Genomic DNA, 16489 nt, shown 5'->3' on the forward strand with positions numbered 1-16489 from the left:
GCAAGCTTGCTCCTACAGTTTCGCGGCGTGCGCGGTATTGGCCAACGACCGATATCCTGTAGGAGCAAGCTTGCTCGCGATGAACGATAACGCGGTCCGCCTATTGAACCCGATCCAGCTGTTTCATCACCCGCTGCTCCACCACTTCCAGTACCTCGCAACCATCATCCAGCAACGCGTACACCACCTCCAGCACATGCCGGAAATCCTGCTCATCCAGATTGTTGATCGTGGCACAGGCCAGGGTTTGCGAAAGATCGCGCAACACAACCATAGCCCAAGCCACCTCGTGGCAGTTGCAGCGTCATGAGAGTATCGACCGCCCACTCCTGGCGTACCTGCTTCAGGTCAATGGCACGCTCGGCAACGTCATATCCAGTTCCTCTGAGCGATACCTATTGCCTCAACAGCAAACATGACCCATACAAACACCCCGTCCGGAGACATCGCCCTGGCCGCGGCCTTTCAGCAACTGATGCAAGTAGTGCTGAACATCCGGGGGACGGGTGTCTCGCTCAAGCAGGTTCAGCATGCACCTGTCTTCAGCTATCTGATGACGCCAAAACAATTCGACAGGATCAGAAAGATCTGCAGGCAACAAGGCTGGCCTGTACCGAATCGACGTGGGATCCTGATCGATCTGTTCGCCATCGCCCACCCCTTGGAATCACGGGAAACCAAGGACCACTGCAGCCCCGAACAGGCGTTGGAGATTTTGACGAACGCCTACTCTCCCTACAGCCAGATCGGGCTCAACAAGCCCAAAAGCGCGCAGGGGATTATCTTCAATACGGGTCGGAAGGTAAGGGTAGGCACCGCGAGCTACTATGCCCTGGCGGTCGTGAAGGTCTGTCAGGAAGGCACCGAAAAATACTTGGCCCCGGTCACCGCTTATCATGCGACCGAGGCCAAGATTCGAAACATCAGTTGACTACGAGGAAGGACGGCCTTTCAGACAAGTCTCCCGCACTTAAGCAGAACAACCCAAACGCCTGCAATTTCCCTTCATGTGACCCTGGTTCATCTGGGCCTTCGCAGCTCCGCCGACAAATTTTCTGCTGTCTGCGTAGTCATGATCAATGCTAAGCAACTACCGCTCGAATCGCAACCACCTTCGGCTGAGCGGGTGCCCCCCTGTTCCCCAGGCAAAAAAAACCCCGATCAAGCCGTGACAGGATCGAGGTGAGAGAGTGTCTTCAGCAGTTGACTGTCGAGAGGGTGACCAAACCATCGACGAAGCCTGCTGGGATCCAGTGTGCCCACTCCCCCCGCCTGCGAGTTAGTCGAAAACGACCTGTTCATAGGTATGCGAGCCACTGCGACAATCTGCCCTTGCCGACACTCCCGGTGCCTACCAGAATCGAGACACGATCACGCCCTGAATAGGACAAGCGCCATGATGTACGCGGATTTGATTGACCAGGAAGACCTGCTGGGCCAACTGAAGTCCCTCGGCCTGCAAGTACCCAACGGTGCCTCTGCCGAGCAGGCCTGCGAATGTGCGGTACGCGGCCTGGATGACGCGCGAGCCTATGAGCTGCGCAAGATGGTCAAGGAGATGTACACCAGCAGCGCGACGATCCTGCCGGCGGTGCGCCAGGCCATCGACAAGCAACTGCTGCCGGCGCTGGCGGAATATCAGCAGAGCCGACCGACCTGATTCAGGAGCGGCGGCTGGGCAATTGAAAACACAACGAAACCTGCAGGAGCCGAATTGCTGGCGATAGCGGTGGTGAATGTCACATCGCAATCCCCCGCAAGCCGGCTCCCACAGGTACGGTGTCTAAGCGCAAGATAGCGTCAAGCCCAGGCCCCTGCGAGGCTCAGCTTCCAGGCGAGTCGGTCAGAGCCTCACACTGGCAAACGTCGACTCGTTGCGCGCCTGGCTCAAGGCCGACATCGGCCCGGACAACGGAGCCAGGACCAGCGCCTGCGGAATCGGCATCATCGCCACCTGCTGGGTGGTGTTGGAGCCGACGCGCTCGTCACGCGGCGGAATACCGAAGTACTCGCGGTAGCACTTGGAGAAGTGCGGCGTGGAGACGAAGCCGCAGACCGACGCCACTTCGATGATCGACATCGGCGTCTGCTTGAGCAACTGCCGCGCCCGGATCAGTCGCAGCTTGAGGTAGTAGCGCGACGGCGAGCAGTGCAGGTACTTCTGGAACAGCCGCTCCAACTGCCGACGGGACACGGCGACATACACCGCCAGTTCGTCGAGATCGATCGGCTCTTCCAGGTTGGCTTCCATCAGCGCGACGATTTCCTGCAGCTTCGGCTGGTTGGTGCCGAGCATGTGCTTGAGCGGCACGCGCTGGTGATCCTGTTCGTTGCGGATACGTTCGTAGACGAACATCTCGGAGATCGCCGCCGACAGTTCACGGCCGTGATCGCGGCTGATCAGGTGCAGCATCATGTCCAGCGGCGCGGTGCCGCCGGAGCTGGTGAAACGGTTGCGGTCGAGGGTGAACAGGCGGGTGCTCATGGCAACGCGCGGGAAAGCTTCCTGCATCGACGCCAGGCATTCCCAGTGCACGCTGCAATCGAAACCGTCGAGCAGGCCGGCACAGGCCAACGCCCAGCTGCCGGTGCACACCGCGCCAAGGCGGCGCGACTGGCGGGCCTGGCTCTGCAACCAGGACACGTGTTCACGGGTCACGGTGCGCTGGATACCGATGCCGCCGCAGACAATCACGGTGTCCATCGCCGGCGCTTTGTGCATGGAGGCATCGGGTGTGATCTGCAAGCCGTCGCTGGCCCAGACCTGTCCGCCGTCAACACTCAGGGTTGTCCAGCGATACAGCTCGCGACCGGACAGTTGGTTGGCCATGCGCAGCGGTTCGACCGCGGAAGCCAGGGAAATGAGCGTGAAATTGTCCAACAGCAGGAAGCCGATGGATTGAGGCGCACGGTTCTGGGGCTGGGCCCCGGACTGGAACGACGTCATCGCGATATCTCCTCACACAAAGCGGGTGATGGCCTCAGGCGGAGGCTCTTGTTATTGCCCTAGTCCCTATAGGAAAAGGTGCTTTGTAATGACAGAGCAATTGCCATGCCTAAAGTTGAATGCGTATTCAATAACTCCTGAAAACGACATGCCGGCGTGTCTATATAGCCCCTGCCAGGAGTGCGGGTTATAAGCGTGGGAAAGTTCTGTAAGCGCCCTGCTTCGGCGGTTTGAGCAAATCGGTAGCACTTGTGTTTCGGGCACGGGAAAGCGCCGGGCGGGAGTGTCACCGCAAGCACGGTCGACCGGCGGTAACGGGGCACGATCCTGGTTGTGCCCGCGGTGTTTCAGTTATCTGTTTGCGACGCGCCAAAAGGTGGCGCAGCGCTGTGTCGATGGGCAATTAGTGCCCATGCAGGCCATGTCCCGCCCGACGCCTTCGGGGGCAAGCCCCCTCCCACAATGTGCCCGGGGTAAAGCCCCGATCCCGGGTAAGACGCATAACCTGTGGGAGCCGACATGCCAGCACCCTCGGCTGCATGCGGTCCACTGTGGGAGCTGGCTTGCCAGCGAAAGCGCCAGAACAACCACTACATCGTCCGGATCAACACTCCACCGCGCTGACCGCCAACCCACCCCGTGAAGTCTCTTTGTATTTGTCGTGCATGTCGGCCCCGGTATCGCGCATGGTGCGGATCACCCGGTCCAGGGAAATGAAGTGCTGGCCGTCGCCGCGCAAGGCCATCTGGGCGGCATTGATCGCCTTCACCGCGGCAATCGCGTTGCGCTCGATGCACGGCACCTGCACCAGCCCGCCGACCGGGTCGCAGGTCAGGCCGAGGTTGTGTTCCAGGCCGATTTCCGCGGCGTTGCAGAGTTGCTCCGGCGTCGCCCCGAGAATCTCGGCCAGCCCCGCCGCGGCCATGGCGCAGGCCGAGCCGACTTCACCCTGGCAGCCCACTTCGGCCCCGGAGATGGACGCATTCTTCTTGCACAGGATCCCGACCGCCGCCGCTCCCAGGAAGTAGTCGACGACATTGGCGTCGGTCACCGCTTCGCTGAACTTCATGAAGTAGTGCAACACCGCCGGAATAATCCCCGCCGCCCCGTTGGTCGGTGCCGTCACCATGCGCCCGCCGGCGGCATTCTCTTCGTTGACGGCGAGGGCGAACAGGTTGACCCACTCCATCGCGCTGAGGGTCGAGCCGATCACGTTCGGCTTGTTCAGCTCCTGCAGGCTGCGGTGCAACTTGGCCGCGCGCCGACGCACATTCAAACCACCGGGCAGGATGCCCTCGTGCCTGAGGCCCTGTTCGACACAATCCTGCATGGCGCGCCAGAGCTTCATCAGGCCGCTGCGGATCTCGTCCTCCGAACGCCAGACCCGCTCGTTGGCCATCATCAGTTCCGCCACCCGCAGGTTGTGCTTCTGGCACAACTCGAGCAGCTCGACCGCACTGGAGAAGTCATACGGCAGCACGGTCTGGTCCATATCCGCGACACCGCTGGCCGCTTGCGCCGCATCGACGACAAAACCGCCGCCGACCGAATAGTAGGTGTCGCGATGCAGCTCGCCGGCAGCATCAAAAGCGACCAGGGTCATGGCGTTGGGATGGAACGGCAGGTTCTCGTCGATCAACTGCATGTCGCGCGCCCAGACAAAGGGAATCGGCAGGCGATTGTCGAGCAGCAGCGTGTCGGTTTCGCGCAGGGTGGCGATGCGCAGGCCGATCTGCGACGGGTCGATGGCGTCCGGCCACTCGCCCATCAGGCCCATGATCACCGCGTTGTCGCTGCCGTGGCCGATGCCGGTGGCCGACAGCGAGCCATAGAGCTGCACCTCGACCCGCCGGACCTGCTCCAGGGCGCCGCGCTCACGCAGTCCCTGAACGAACAGCGCCGCCGCCCGCATGGGCCCCACGGTATGGGAGCTGGACGGGCCGATGCCGATCTTGAACAGGTCGAATACGCTGATTGCCATGACTGTGACGCCCTCTGGATGCAGGTTCCAGGCGTTGAAACGCCTGGTGGCGGAGCTGCTACGCTGTAGGCGCGATCCGCCGGGATGAAGGAATCATCAGCCTTTTGAATCGGGGTTCGACGTCTGGCACCGACGCACTCATGTCCATCTACGCCAGGCGCCGCCGACAGGCTTTTTTCGGCGTTCTTTTGCGGTTCAGGGAGGGAAAAAGCACCGAAAAAATCTGTAAACGACCTCACCGACACTGGATGCGACCCTCCCTGTACTGGATACGACGCACCCTGTAGGCGACATATTCAGGCTGGTACATGATCAGTCTCGACTCGATTGCAAGGCACCGGGGTAGAGCTGTCCTCGAAGCCTCCAACCGCAACAGAACAATTAAGCGCGATCGTCCAGTCGGACACTGCCAAGAAAAAACACATAGGAGTCTACCCCCATGAAAGGTTCCCCCTCGTTGTTGTTGGCCGCCATGCTGAGTCTCCCGCTGCTGGCCCAGGCCGCAGAACCGGCGCAGTGCAGTACCGTGAACTTCTCCGATGTCGGCTGGACGGACATTACCGCCACCACCGCCACCACCAGCGTCGTGCTCGACGCCCTCGGCTACAAGACCAAGACCACGATGATTTCCGTGCCGGTGACCTACAAGTCCCTGGCCGACGGCAAGAACATGGACGTGTTCCTCGGCAACTGGATGCCGACCATGGAGAACGACATCAAGGCCTACCGCGACGCCGGCACCGTCGACGTCGTGCGCACCAACCTCAAGGGCGCCAAGTACACCCTGGCCGTGCCCCAGGCGCTGTATGACAAGGGCCTGCATGACTTCGCCGATATCGCCAAGTTCAAGAAGGAACTGGATGGCAAGATCTACGGCATCGAGCCGGGCAACGACGGCAACCGCCTGATCCAGACCATGATCGACAAGAACGCCTTCGGCCTGAAGGACGCCGGCTTCAAGGTCGTCGAATCCAGCGAAGCGGGCATGCTGTCCCAGGTCGACCGCGCGCAGAAACGCGACACCGCGGTGGTCTTCCTCGGCTGGGCGCCACACCCGATGAACAAGCGCTTCAAGATCCAGTACCTGACCGGTGGCGACGACTTCTTCGGTCCCGACTTCGGTGCGGCCACCGTGGCGACCAACACCCGCAAGGGCTACGTGCAGGAATGCAGCAACGTCGGCCAGTTGCTGAAGAACCTCGAATTCACCGTCGACATGGAAAGCTCGCTGATGGGCAACATCCTCGACGACAAGATGAAACCTGAAGCCGCGGCCAAGGCCTGGTTGAAGAAGAACCCACAGGTACTCGATACCTGGCTGGCTGGCGTGACCACCATTGACGGTAAACCTGGCCTGGACGCCGTGAAAGCCAAGCTCGCGCAATAACCGCCGACGCCGGGCGGGTCCGCCCGCCCGGGTCTGCATTTATTCCCCCGCATGTGGACGTTCAATACCATGCTGACTGAACATAAAATCCCTCTAGGCCAGTACATCGCCGCCTTCGTCGAATGGTTGACCAAACACGGTGCCAACTATTTCGATGCGATCGCTTCGACACTGGAAACGATGATCCACGGCGTGACGTTTGCGCTGGCCTGGTTCAATCCGCTGGCATTGATCGCGCTGATTGCCGTGATCGCCCACCTCATCCAGCGCAAATGGGGCCTGACAGCCTTCGTGGTCGCGTCCTTCCTGCTGATCCTCAACCTGGGATACTGGCAGGAAACCATGGAAACCCTCGCCCAGGTGATGTTCGCCACCCTCGTCTGCGTGGTCATCGGCGTGCCGCTGGGCATCGTCGCCGCACACAAGCCGATGTTCTACACCCTGATGCGTCCGGTCCTCGACCTGATGCAGACCGTACCGACTTTCGTGTACCTCATTCCGACCCTGACCCTCTTCGGTCTCGGTGTTGTACCCGGCCTGATTTCCACGGTGGTGTTCGCGATTGCCGCGCCCATCCGTCTGACGTATCTGGGCATCCAGGATGTACCGCAGGAATTGATGGACGCCGGCAAGGCCTTTGGCTGCTCGCGCCGTCAGTTGCTCGCACGAATCGAACTGCCCCACGCCATGCCGAGCATCGCTGCCGGTATCACCCAGTGCATCATGCTGTCGCTGTCGATGGTGGTGATCGCCGCACTCGTGGGTGCCGATGGCTTGGGCAAACCCGTGGTCAACGCACTGAACACCGCTGATATCGCCCTGGGCTTCGAAGCCGGCCTGGCGATCGTATTGCTGGCAATCATGCTCGACCGTATCTGCAAACAACCCGACGCACAGGTAAGGGGTGACGCATGAGCATCATTCGCTTCGACAAGGTAGACGTTATCTTCTCCAAGAACCCGCGTGAGGCCCTCGCGCTGCTGGACAAAGGCCTCAAGCGGGAAGAAATCCTCAAGAAGACCGGGCAGATCGTCGGCGTCGAGAATGCCAGCCTGGAAATCGAGAAAGGCGAGATCTGCGTGCTGATGGGCCTCTCCGGTTCCGGCAAGTCCAGCCTGCTGCGTTGCATCAACGGCCTGAACACCGTCAGCCGTGGTCACTTGTTCGTCGAGCATGAAGGCCGACAGATCGATATCGCCAACTGCACCGACGCCGAACTGAAGATGATGCGCACCAAGCGCATCGCCATGGTGTTCCAGAAGTTCGCCCTGATGCCCTGGCTGACGGTGCGCGAGAACATCAGCTTCGGCCTGGAGATGCAGGGTCGTCCGGAGAAGGAACGACGCAAGCTGGTAGACGAGAAGCTGCAACTGGTCGGCCTCGAGCAATGGCGCAACAAGAAGCCCGACGAGCTGTCCGGCGGCATGCAGCAACGGGTCGGCCTGGCCCGCGCCCTGGCGATGGACGCCGATATCCTGCTGATGGACGAACCGTTCTCGGCCCTCGACCCGCTGATTCGCCAGGGCCTGCAGGACGAGTTGCTGACCCTGCAGAGCAAGCTGGCGAAAACCATCGTGTTCGTCAGCCACGATCTCGACGAGGCGCTGAAACTGGGCAGCCGCATCGCGATCATGAAGGACGGCCGGATCATCCAGTACAGCAAGCCTGAAGAAATCGTGCTCAATCCGGCGGACGAGTACGTGCGTACCTTCGTCGCCCATACCAATCCGCTGAACGTGCTCTGCGGACGCAGCCTGATGCGCACCCTGGACAACTGCAAGCGCGTCAACGGCTCGGTCTGCATCGATCCGGGCGGCGACTCGTGGATCGACCTGGCGGAAGGCAACACCATCAAGGGCGCCCGCCAGAACGGTGCCAGCCTGAACCTGCAAAGCTGGGTACAAGGCCAGTCGGTGGAGGCCCTGGGCCGCACCCCGACCCTGGTGGATTCGAATATCGGCATGCGCGACGCGCTGCAGATCCGCTACCAGACCGGCAACAAGCTGGTACTGCACGACAACAACAAGGTGGTCGGGATCCTCGGCGACAGCGAGCTGTATCACGCGTTGCTGGGCAAGAACCTGGGTTGAGACAGATGCAAGAACGCCGCGAATGGATCGCGGCGTTCTTGTTTTCGGGGCCAGCACTGAACCGGTAGGAGCCGGGCTTGCCCGCGATGAGGCCATCGAGTCTTGCACGCCCCTCAGGGCCGCCATCGCCAGCAGGCCGGCTCCCACAAGGGACCGGGCAAGACGAAGGGTCGTGGTGCGCAACCGACCTGTGGGAGCCGGGCTTGCCCGCGATGAGGCCATCGAGTCTTGCACGGCCCTCAAGGCCGCCATCGCCGGCAAGCCGGCCCCCACAAGGGACCGGGCAGGACGAAGGGTCGTGGTGCGCAACCGATCTGTGGGAGCCGGGCTTGCCCGCGATGAGGCCATCGAGTCTCGCACGGCCCTCAAGGCCGCCATCGCCGGCAAGCCGGCTCCCACAAGGGACCGGGCAAGACGAAGGTTCGTGGTGCGCAACCGATCTGTGGGAGCCGGCTTGCTGGCGATGAAAACAACGCGGTGCAACGGATGCACCGCGAGCCTTCAACCTCAGCTGTAAACCCGGCCAAGGAGCTGCCGATGGCTTTCGAACTGATCGAGCACATCGCGGGTGATCTGCTCTTGAGTGAACCCCATCAGGTCGTACTCCTGGCTGCCATTGTGCAGGTAGACTTCGGCGCGGTAGTAACGGGCCCGCACTTCGGATTCCGCACCTTCGACCTGGGCCGACTCACTCGGCGCCGCCAGGTAGCCGTCCAGGCTCACTTCGTAGACGAAGGGATTACCTTCCTCCATCTCCACCCGAAGACCGATCAGGCTCTTGGCCTTGCCCAGTTGCGTCTGCACCGTCAGGCCCAGGTTGCGCAGCTGTGCGGCCGCCTCGACCAGCGCCGGGCTGACCTGCTTGTCCATGTAGCGCTGGACAATCGCCTGGGTCGGTTGCAGGTCCAGCGCGCTCAACCGCTCGCTGAAGCCGCGACGACCACGGGCCGCCAGTTCGGCCTGTTCGTTTTCGATCTGCATATCCTGGCGCATGGCCTTGTGCAGGCCGAACATGAAGAAGACCAGCACCACGGAGAACGGCAGCCCGGCCAGCACCACCATGGTCTGCATGGCTTCGAAGTTACCGGCGAACAACAGGCCGATGGTCACCAGGGTGATCACGGCCGACCAGAAGATCCGCAGCCAGTGCGGGGCATCCTCGTCGACCTGGCCGCCTTTGCACGACAGGTTGGCCATCATCACCGCGCCGGAGTCCGCCGGGGTCAGGAACAGCACGAAGCCGACAAAGATCGACACGCCAATGACGACTTTCGACGCCGGGTAGTGCTCCAGCAACTGGTAGATCGCCATGGACGGCTGTTCCAGCGCCGTCTTGCCCAGCGCCACGGCGTCATGGTTCATCACCAGGTCCAGGGCCGAGTTGCCGAAGATCGACAGCCACGCCAGGGTGAAGCCCAACGGGATCAGCAGGACGCCGGCCACCAGTTCACGCACCGTGCGACCACGGGAAATACGCGCGATGAACATGCCCACGAATGGCGCCCAGGAAATCCACCAGGCCCAGTAGAACAGGGTCCACAGGCCCAGCCAGCGGTCGGACTTCTCGGCGTCGTTCTCGTACACGTAGAGGTCGAAGGTCTTCAGCACCACGCCGTTGAGGTAGTCGCCGATGTTCTGCACGAAGCCGTTGAGCAGGTGCAGGGTCGGGCCGAACAGCAGCACGAAGATCAGCAGGCCGCTGAACAGCACGATGTTCAGGTTGGACAGGCGGCGGATGCCGTTTTCCACACCGGACACGGCGGCAATGGTCGCCACGGTGCTCATGACGATGATCACGATCAGCAGGTTGGTGTTGCTGTGGGCCATGCCGAACAGGCTTTCCAGCCCCGAGGACACCTGCATCGAGCCGATGCCCAGGTTGGTCACCAGGCCCAGCAGGGTGACGAACATGCCGAAGCCGTCCACCGCGTGACCGGCCGCGCCCTTGACCCAGCGCTCGCCCACCAGCGGGTACAGCGCCGAGCGCAGCGCCAGCGGCTGGTTGTGCCGATAGGCGAAGTACGCCACGGCCAGGCCCACCAGCGCATAGATCGCCCAGCCGTGCAGACCCCAGTGCAGGAAGGTCAGTTGCAGCGCCTGACGTGCGGCCGCATGGCTGCCGGCCGCGCCTTCCGGCGGATTGAAATAGTGGTCCAGCGGCTCGGAAGCACCGAAGTACAGCAGCGAGATGCCGATCCCCGAGGAAAACAGCATGCCGGCCCAGGCGCCGTAGCTGAAGTCCGGGGTGTCCCGCTTGCTTCCCAGCTTCAACTTGCCGTAGGACGAGAACGCCAGCCCGACGACAAACACCAGGTAGGCGGCGATCACCACCATGTAGTACCAGCCGAAGCTGCGCGAGAGCCAGGCCTGGGCCACGCCGAGCAGTTTGCCAGCCTCTTGCGGGGCGATGATCAGGATGGCGGTGAGCAACAGAATCAACGCGGTCGAGGTGTAGAACACCCAACCGTTGACCCGCACCTTTTCGGCGGGGGTCTTTATAAGAGAGGCAGAACTCATTGCACAGATGCTCCAGGCAGTGCGGGAGAAAGACACAAGGCAACACGGCACCCGGCCAATCGGTTAGTTGGCAGCCGACCAGCGGGTGATATAAAGACACCCCGAAAAAACCCCGGCCCCGCGGGGATTGCGCCTGAACCGGCGCGCCAGGACCCTGTGCGAAAAATGATCGCGCTGCCGGGTGCCTTTCGTGCCTGCTCGCAACGTCCGTCTTCGCCTGCGCAGAGTGTCTGCCCCGCGGGTCCGGTGTTTTTTCGGAGGTCGTTTTTCCGTCAGCTACATGTAGGAAAAACCTGTAGGCAGCGACGATTTGTCGCAGATCTTATTCTTTGTTGATTGAACGTTCAATCAAAACAAAATAGACTGGCCCACGAGCCGGTAGCCGTTCTACGTCTGCCGGCGGGCCTAAGGAGAGGTGCACGATGCCCAAGGTCGGTATGCAACCCATACGCCGCCAGCAATTGATCGAAGCCACCTTGACGGCGGTCGATCAGGTCGGGATGGGGGACGCCAGCATTGCGCTGATCGCCCGTTTGGCCGGTGTCTCGAATGGCATCATCAGTCACTATTTTCAGGACAAGAATGGCCTGATCGCCGCCACGATGCGGTATCTGATGAACGCCCTGACCGAGAACGTCGCCGCGCGCCGCCAGGCGCTGACAGATGACAGCCCGCGGGCCCATCTGCAGGTGATTATCGAAGGCAACTTCGACGCCAGCCAGGTCAATGGCCCGGCAATGAAAACCTGGTTGGCCTTCTGGGCCACCAGCATGCACCACCCGTCTTTGCACAGGTTGCAGCGGATCAACGATCACCGTCTGTATTCCAACCTGTGTTGCCAGTTCCGCCGCGTCCTGCCGCTGCCCGCAGCCCGCAGCGCGGCACGGGGACTGGCAGCGTTGATCGACGGTTTGTGGTTGCGCGGCGCGTTGTCGGGAGACGCTTTCGACACCGCGCAGGCGCAACGGATCGCTTACGAATACATGGATTTCCAACTGGCTAAGCAGGAGCGCTAGAGCACCGAGAAACGCTCGGCACCTGAACGACTGCCGCACGGTGTTGCCAGACCCATATGGCGCACCCGGCGGTTAACGCCAACCACTGATGCACTTGCGAGGACACTATGGCCCGTTTCGAACTGCAAAAACTCTACATCGACGGCGGTTACACCGACGCCGGCGGCGATGCCACTTTCGATGCCATCAACCCGGCTAACGGTGAAGTTCTCGCCAAAGTGCAACGCGCGACGAAAGAAGACGTCGAACGTGCCGTGGTCAGTGCCGAGAAGGGCCAGAAAGTCTGGGCGGCGATGACCGCCATGGAACGTTCGCGCATCCTGCGTCGCGCCGTGGATATCCTGCGCGAGCGCAACGACGAGCTGGCCGCCCTGGAAACCCTGGACACCGGCAAGGCCTACTCCGAGACTCGCTATGTCGACATCGTCACCGGTGCCGACGTGCTGGAATACTACGCCGGCCTGGTACCCGCCATCGAGGGCGAGCAGATCCCGCTGCGTACCACTTCGTTCGTCTACACCCGTCGCGAGCCGCTGGGCGTGGTTGCCGGTATCGGCGCCTGGAACTACCCGATCCAGATCGCCCTGTGGAAATCCGCGCCAGCCCTGGCGGCCGGCAACGCGATGATCTTCAAGCCAAGCGAAGTCACCTCGCTGACCACCCTGAAACTGGCCGAGATCTATACCGAAGCCGGCGTTCCGGATGGTGTGTTCAACGTCCTCACCGGCAGCGGCCGTGAAGTCGGCACCTGGCTGACCGAGCACCCGCGCATCGAGAAAGTTTCCTTCACCGGCGGCACCGACACCGGCAAGAAGGTCATGGCCAGCGCTTCCAGCTCGTCGCTCAAAGACGTGACCATGGAACTGGGCGGCAAGTCGCCGCTGATCATTTTCGACGACGCCGACCTCGATCGCGCCGCCGACACCGCGATGATGGCCAACTTCTACAGCTCCGGCCAGGTCTGCACCAACGGCACCCGCGTGTTCGTGCCGAGCCACCTGAAAGCCGCGTTCGAAGCCAAGATCGCCGAGCGTGTCGCGCGTATCCGCGTCGGCAACCCGGAAGACGAGAACACCAACTTCGGTCCGCTGGTCAGCTTCGCCCACATGGAAAGCGTGCTGGGCTACATCGCCAAGGGCAAGGAAGAAGGCGCCCGCCTGCTGTGCGGTGGCGAACGCCTGACCGCCGGCGAGTTCGCCAAGGGTGCCTACGTGGCTCCGACCGTGTTCACCGACTGCACCGACGAGATGACCATCGTGCGCGAAGAAATCTTCGGCCCGGTGATGAGCATCCTCAGCTACGAGACCGAGGAAGAAGTGATCCGCCGCGCCAACGACACCGACTTCGGCCTGGCCGCCGGTGTGGTGACCCGGGACCTGAACCGCGCCCACCGCGTGATTCATCAACTGGAAGCCGGGATCTGCTGGATCAATGCCTGGGGCGAGTCCGACGCGAAGATGCCGGTCGGCGGCTACAAGCAATCGGGTGTCGGCCGTGAAAACGGTATCAGCTCGCTGAACAACTTCACCCGGATCAAATCGGTACAGGTCGAGCTGGGCGATTACGCCTCGGTGTTCTAAGACCCGAGTCTTGTATTGCCCGCGCGGCCGTCTTCGCGGGCAAGCCCGCTCCTACAGGCTTGGTGTCGTTCGCCAAGCCGGCGGTTACCCCGCCCTTGCAGGAGCCGGCTTGCCGGCGATCGAGTGCGAAACACTCGTCAGGCCCGACCTGACCACATCTGAAGAGGGTGCATTCAATGTCCCAAGAATACGATTACATCATCATCGGCGCCGGCTCGGCCGGTAACACCCTGGCCACCCGCCTGACCGAAGACGAAGGCGTCACCGTCCTGCTGCTGGAAGCCGGCGGTCCCGACTACCGTTTCGACTTCCGTACCCAGATGCCCGCCGCCCTGGCGTTCCCGCTGCAGGGCCGCCGCTACAACTGGGCCTACGAGACCGATCCGGAGCCGCATATGGACGGCCGACGCATGGAGTGCGGTCGCGGCAAGGGCCTCGGCGGTTCCTCGCTGATCAACGGCATGTGCTACATCCGCGGCAACGCCATGGACTACGACGGCTGGGCCAAGCTGCCAGGCCTGGAAGACTGGAGCTACCTGGACTGCCTGCCGTATTTCCGCAAGGCGGAAACCCGTGACATCGGCCCCAACGACTACCACGGCGGCGAAGGTCCGGTCAGCGTGACCACGCCCAAGGCCGGCAACAACCCGCTGTTCCACGCCATGGTCGAGGCCGGCGTGCAGGCCGGTTACCCGCGCACCGAAGACCTGAACGGCTACCAGCAGGAAGGTTTCGGCCCGATGGACCGTACCGTGACGCCCAACGGCCGTCGCTCCAGCACCGCCCGCGGTTACCTGGACACCGCCAAGAAGCGCTCGACCCTGACCATCGTCACCCACGCCCTGACCGACAGGATCCTCTTCGAGGGCAAACGCGCGGTGGGCGTGCAGTATCTGCTGGGCAGCGCCGAAGAGCGCGTCGAAGCCCGTGCGCGCAAGGAAGTCATCGTCAGCAGCGGCGCGATCGCCTCGCCACAGTTGCTGCAACGCTCCGGCGTCGGCCCGCGCCAGTTGCTGGAAAGCCTGGATATCCCGGTGGTCCACGACCTGCCGGGCGTCGGTGAGAACCTCCAGGACCACCTGGAGCTGTACCTGCAGTACGCCTGCACCCAGCCGGTCTCGCTGTACCCCTCGCTGCTGTGGTGGAACCAGCCGGCCATCGGTGCCGAGTGGCTGTTCAACGGCACCGGTATCGGCGCCAGCAACCAGTTCGAGGCCGGTGGTTTCATCCGCACCCGTCCGGAATTCGAATGGCCGAACATCCAGTATCACTTCCTGCCGGTGGCGATCAATTACAACGGCAGCAACGGCGTCAAGGAACACGGCTTCCAGGCCCACATGGGCTCCATGCGTTCGCCGAGCCGCGGTCGTGTGCAGGCCAAGTCCAGGGACCCGCGCCAGCACCCGAGCATCCTGTTCAACTACATGGCGACCGAACAGGACTGGCAGGAATTCCGCGACGGCATCCGCCTGACCCGGGAAATCATGCAGCAGCCGGCCCTGGACGCTTACCGTGGCCGCGAAATCAGCCCGGGCATCGAGGTGCAGACCGACGAGCAACTGGACAAGTTTGTCCGTGAGCACGCCGAGACCGCGTTCCACCCGTCCTGCTCGTGCAAGATGGGCACCGACGAGATGGCCGTGGTCGACAGCCAGGGTCGCGTGCATGGCATGCAGGGCCTGCGGGTGGTCGACGCGTCGATCATGCCGATCATCACCACCGGCAACCTGAACGCACCGACGATCATGATCGCCGAGAAAATCGCCGACAAGATCCGTGGCCGCCAGCCGCTGCCGCGCAGCAAGGCCGACTACTACGTGGCCGGTGACACGCCTGTGCGTGGCAAGCCGGTGCGCGAAGTGAGCCGTACCGCGCAGTAACTGCTGACACAGTCCCTTGTGGGAGCCGGCTTGCCGGCGATGAGGCCAGCCAGTCTTGCATCGACTGGCCGGCCGCCATCGCCAGCAAGCCGGCTGCCACGGTGCCAACCCCGGTAACACAAATCTCCCACCACACAACGTAAACAGTCCCTACACCGCCCCACCCTTGCTCCTACCCCCCGCGCAGGCCTAATCTATTGGCGCGCAAACGTTTCACCCCGCCCCAATCGACACGCCGCCACATTGCTGGCCACGAGGCTTTCCCATGTTTGATGTCGTCTCTTCGAGCAAATGGCCTACCGGCTACCTGATCAATCCGAATCCTGAACCGCTCGATCCAAAATGGCTGAAGGAATTCAGCAAGATCCCCGCCGCCGCCGTGAGCGACTGCCTGGGACGCAACGTCGGTGGCCTGGGCCTCAAGCCATTCCATGGCAACGCCCCGATGCTGGGCAACGCCTTGACCGTGCGCGTGCGCCCGGGTGACAACCTGATGATCCTCAAGGCCATGCAGATGGCCCGTCCGGGCGATGTGCTGGTGATCGACGGCAGCGCCGACCTGACCCGCGCCGTGTTCGGCGGCATCATGCGCGCCATGGCCCTCAAGGCCGGGATCGTCGGCGTGGTGATCAACGGCGCCCTGCGCGACCTCGACGAGTGGCAGACCGGCGAGCTGCCGGCCTATGCCATCGGCGGCGTGCACCGTGGTCCGAGCACCGACGGTGGCGGCGAAATCAACGTGCCGATCTCCTGCGCGGGCATGCTGGTGACCCCGGGCGACCTGATGATCGGCGACGGTGACGGCGTGGTCGCCGCGGCCCGCAGCGAATTGCCGGAACTGCTGATCCGCTGCCATGACCTGCTGGCGCGGGAAAAGGCCACCCTGGCGGCTATCGAAGCCGGCACCCTGGACCCGGACCGTTTCGACGCGATCCTGCGCGCCAAGGGTTGCCCGCTGTAAGCCCTTTCGCCGGTACGCCGCTGCCTGCTGTCTGCGGGAGCCGGCTTGCTGGCGATGGCGATGCCAACCGCGCCCACAGGATAGGGGCTCACCACGGAACATCGCCAGCCCCGGACCTTGTGGGAGCTGG

Annotated in this window: 13 protein-coding genes; 9 read left to right on the forward strand and 4 right to left on the reverse strand. The window is 62.6% G+C overall.

Features of this window, described 5'->3' with window-relative positions:
- Positions 1-100: 100 nt before the first annotated feature.
- Positions 101-274: a hypothetical protein gene (locus tag HX881_RS12545; protein ID WP_017128337.1), complete on the reverse strand. Its 174-nt coding sequence runs from the start codon at positions 272-274 to the stop codon at positions 101-103.
- Between the two features lie 141 nt (positions 275-415).
- Between HX881_RS12545 and HX881_RS12550 the strand changes: the two genes are divergently transcribed.
- The gene (locus tag HX881_RS12550; RefSeq protein WP_017128336.1) at positions 416-931 is read left to right on the forward strand and encodes a hypothetical protein; all 516 of its coding nucleotides are present in this window, start codon (positions 416-418) and stop codon (positions 929-931) included.
- A gap of 465 nt (positions 932-1396) precedes the next feature.
- Complete coding sequence (locus tag HX881_RS12555; RefSeq protein ID WP_017128335.1) at positions 1397-1660, forward strand: hypothetical protein; 264 nt, start codon at positions 1397-1399, stop codon at positions 1658-1660.
- A 183-nt stretch (positions 1661-1843) separates the two neighbouring features.
- On the opposite strand, the gene gbdR is transcribed toward HX881_RS12555, so the two are convergent.
- Positions 1844-2947, reverse strand: coding sequence for a choline metabolism transcriptional regulator GbdR (gene gbdR, locus HX881_RS12560; protein ID WP_017128334.1), 1104 nt, complete (start codon positions 2945-2947; stop codon positions 1844-1846).
- A gap of 604 nt (positions 2948-3551) precedes the next feature.
- Positions 3552-4928, reverse strand: coding sequence for an L-serine ammonia-lyase (locus HX881_RS12565; protein WP_103032705.1), 1377 nt, complete (start codon positions 4926-4928; stop codon positions 3552-3554).
- A gap of 439 nt (positions 4929-5367) precedes the next feature.
- On the opposite strand from HX881_RS12565, the gene HX881_RS12570 reads away from it, so the two are divergent.
- From HX881_RS12570 to choV, 3 genes are all read left to right on the forward strand, one after another.
- Positions 5368-6315: a choline ABC transporter substrate-binding protein gene (locus tag HX881_RS12570; protein WP_017128333.1), complete on the forward strand. Its 948-nt coding sequence runs from the start codon at positions 5368-5370 to the stop codon at positions 6313-6315.
- Between the two features lie 69 nt (positions 6316-6384).
- Positions 6385-7230 (forward strand): choline ABC transporter permease subunit, encoded by an 846-nt coding sequence (gene choW / locus HX881_RS12575; RefSeq protein WP_017128332.1) that lies wholly within the window; start codon positions 6385-6387, stop codon positions 7228-7230.
- The gene (gene choV, locus HX881_RS12580) at positions 7227-8405 is read left to right on the forward strand and encodes a choline ABC transporter ATP-binding protein (protein WP_017128331.1); all 1179 of its coding nucleotides are present in this window, start codon (positions 7227-7229) and stop codon (positions 8403-8405) included. Before choW ends, choV begins: the two co-directional genes overlap by 4 nt.
- Before the next feature lie 507 nt (positions 8406-8912).
- Here the strand turns inward: choV and HX881_RS12585 are convergent.
- A complete protein-coding gene (locus tag HX881_RS12585) occupies positions 8913-10865 on the reverse strand; it encodes a BCCT family transporter (protein ID WP_343054751.1) in 1953 nt (650 codons plus the stop codon).
- 479 nt (positions 10866-11344) lie between these two features.
- Here HX881_RS12585 and betI point away from each other — a divergent pair, with 479 nt between their 5' ends.
- The 4 genes from betI to HX881_RS12605 all read left to right on the forward strand — a co-directional run bounded on the left by betI (position 11345) and on the right by HX881_RS12605 (position 16359).
- The gene (gene betI / locus HX881_RS12590; RefSeq protein ID WP_017128329.1) at positions 11345-11938 is read left to right on the forward strand and encodes a transcriptional regulator BetI; all 594 of its coding nucleotides are present in this window, start codon (positions 11345-11347) and stop codon (positions 11936-11938) included.
- Positions 11939-12045: 107 nt separating this feature from the next.
- Complete coding sequence (betB, locus tag HX881_RS12595; protein ID WP_017128328.1) at positions 12046-13518, forward strand: betaine-aldehyde dehydrogenase; 1473 nt, start codon at positions 12046-12048, stop codon at positions 13516-13518.
- A 176-nt stretch (positions 13519-13694) separates the two neighbouring features.
- Positions 13695-15398: a choline dehydrogenase gene (gene betA / locus HX881_RS12600; protein WP_017128327.1), complete on the forward strand. Its 1704-nt coding sequence runs from the start codon at positions 13695-13697 to the stop codon at positions 15396-15398.
- Positions 15399-15663: 265 nt separating this feature from the next.
- A complete protein-coding gene (locus HX881_RS12605; protein WP_017128326.1) occupies positions 15664-16359 on the forward strand; it encodes an RraA family protein in 696 nt (231 codons plus the stop codon).
- Positions 16360-16489 lie beyond the last annotated feature (130 nt).

It is taken from the genome of Pseudomonas gingeri, assembly GCF_013386115.1.
GTDB classification, from domain to species: domain Bacteria; phylum Pseudomonadota; class Gammaproteobacteria; order Pseudomonadales; family Pseudomonadaceae; genus Aquipseudomonas; species Aquipseudomonas gingeri.

Bases quoted from the DNA above. Each gene is read 5' to 3' on its own strand.
- HX881_RS12555 (WP_017128335.1), top strand. From the start codon at position 1,397: ATGATGTACGCGGATTTGATTGACCAGGAAGACCTGCTGGGCCAACTG.
- choW (WP_017128332.1), top strand. From the start codon at position 6,385: ATGCTGACTGAACATAAAATCCCTCTAGGCCAGTACATCGCCGCCTTC.
- betB (WP_017128328.1), top strand. From the start codon at position 12,046: ATGGCCCGTTTCGAACTGCAAAAACTCTACATCGACGGCGGTTACACC.
- choV (WP_017128331.1), top strand. From the start codon at position 7,227: ATGAGCATCATTCGCTTCGACAAGGTAGACGTTATCTTCTCCAAGAAC.
- HX881_RS12545 (WP_017128337.1), bottom strand. From the start codon at position 274: ATGGTTGTGTTGCGCGATCTTTCGCAAACCCTGGCCTGTGCCACGATC.
- HX881_RS12565 (WP_103032705.1), bottom strand. From the start codon at position 4,928: ATGGCAATCAGCGTATTCGACCTGTTCAAGATCGGCATCGGCCCGTCC.
- HX881_RS12605 (WP_017128326.1), top strand. From the start codon at position 15,664: ATGTTTGATGTCGTCTCTTCGAGCAAATGGCCTACCGGCTACCTGATC.
- betA (WP_017128327.1), top strand. From the start codon at position 13,695: ATGTCCCAAGAATACGATTACATCATCATCGGCGCCGGCTCGGCCGGT.
- HX881_RS12570 (WP_017128333.1), top strand. From the start codon at position 5,368: ATGAAAGGTTCCCCCTCGTTGTTGTTGGCCGCCATGCTGAGTCTCCCG.
- betI (WP_017128329.1), top strand. From the start codon at position 11,345: ATGCCCAAGGTCGGTATGCAACCCATACGCCGCCAGCAATTGATCGAA.
- HX881_RS12550 (WP_017128336.1), top strand. From the start codon at position 416: ATGACCCATACAAACACCCCGTCCGGAGACATCGCCCTGGCCGCGGCC.
- gbdR (WP_017128334.1), bottom strand. From the start codon at position 2,947: ATGACGTCGTTCCAGTCCGGGGCCCAGCCCCAGAACCGTGCGCCTCAA.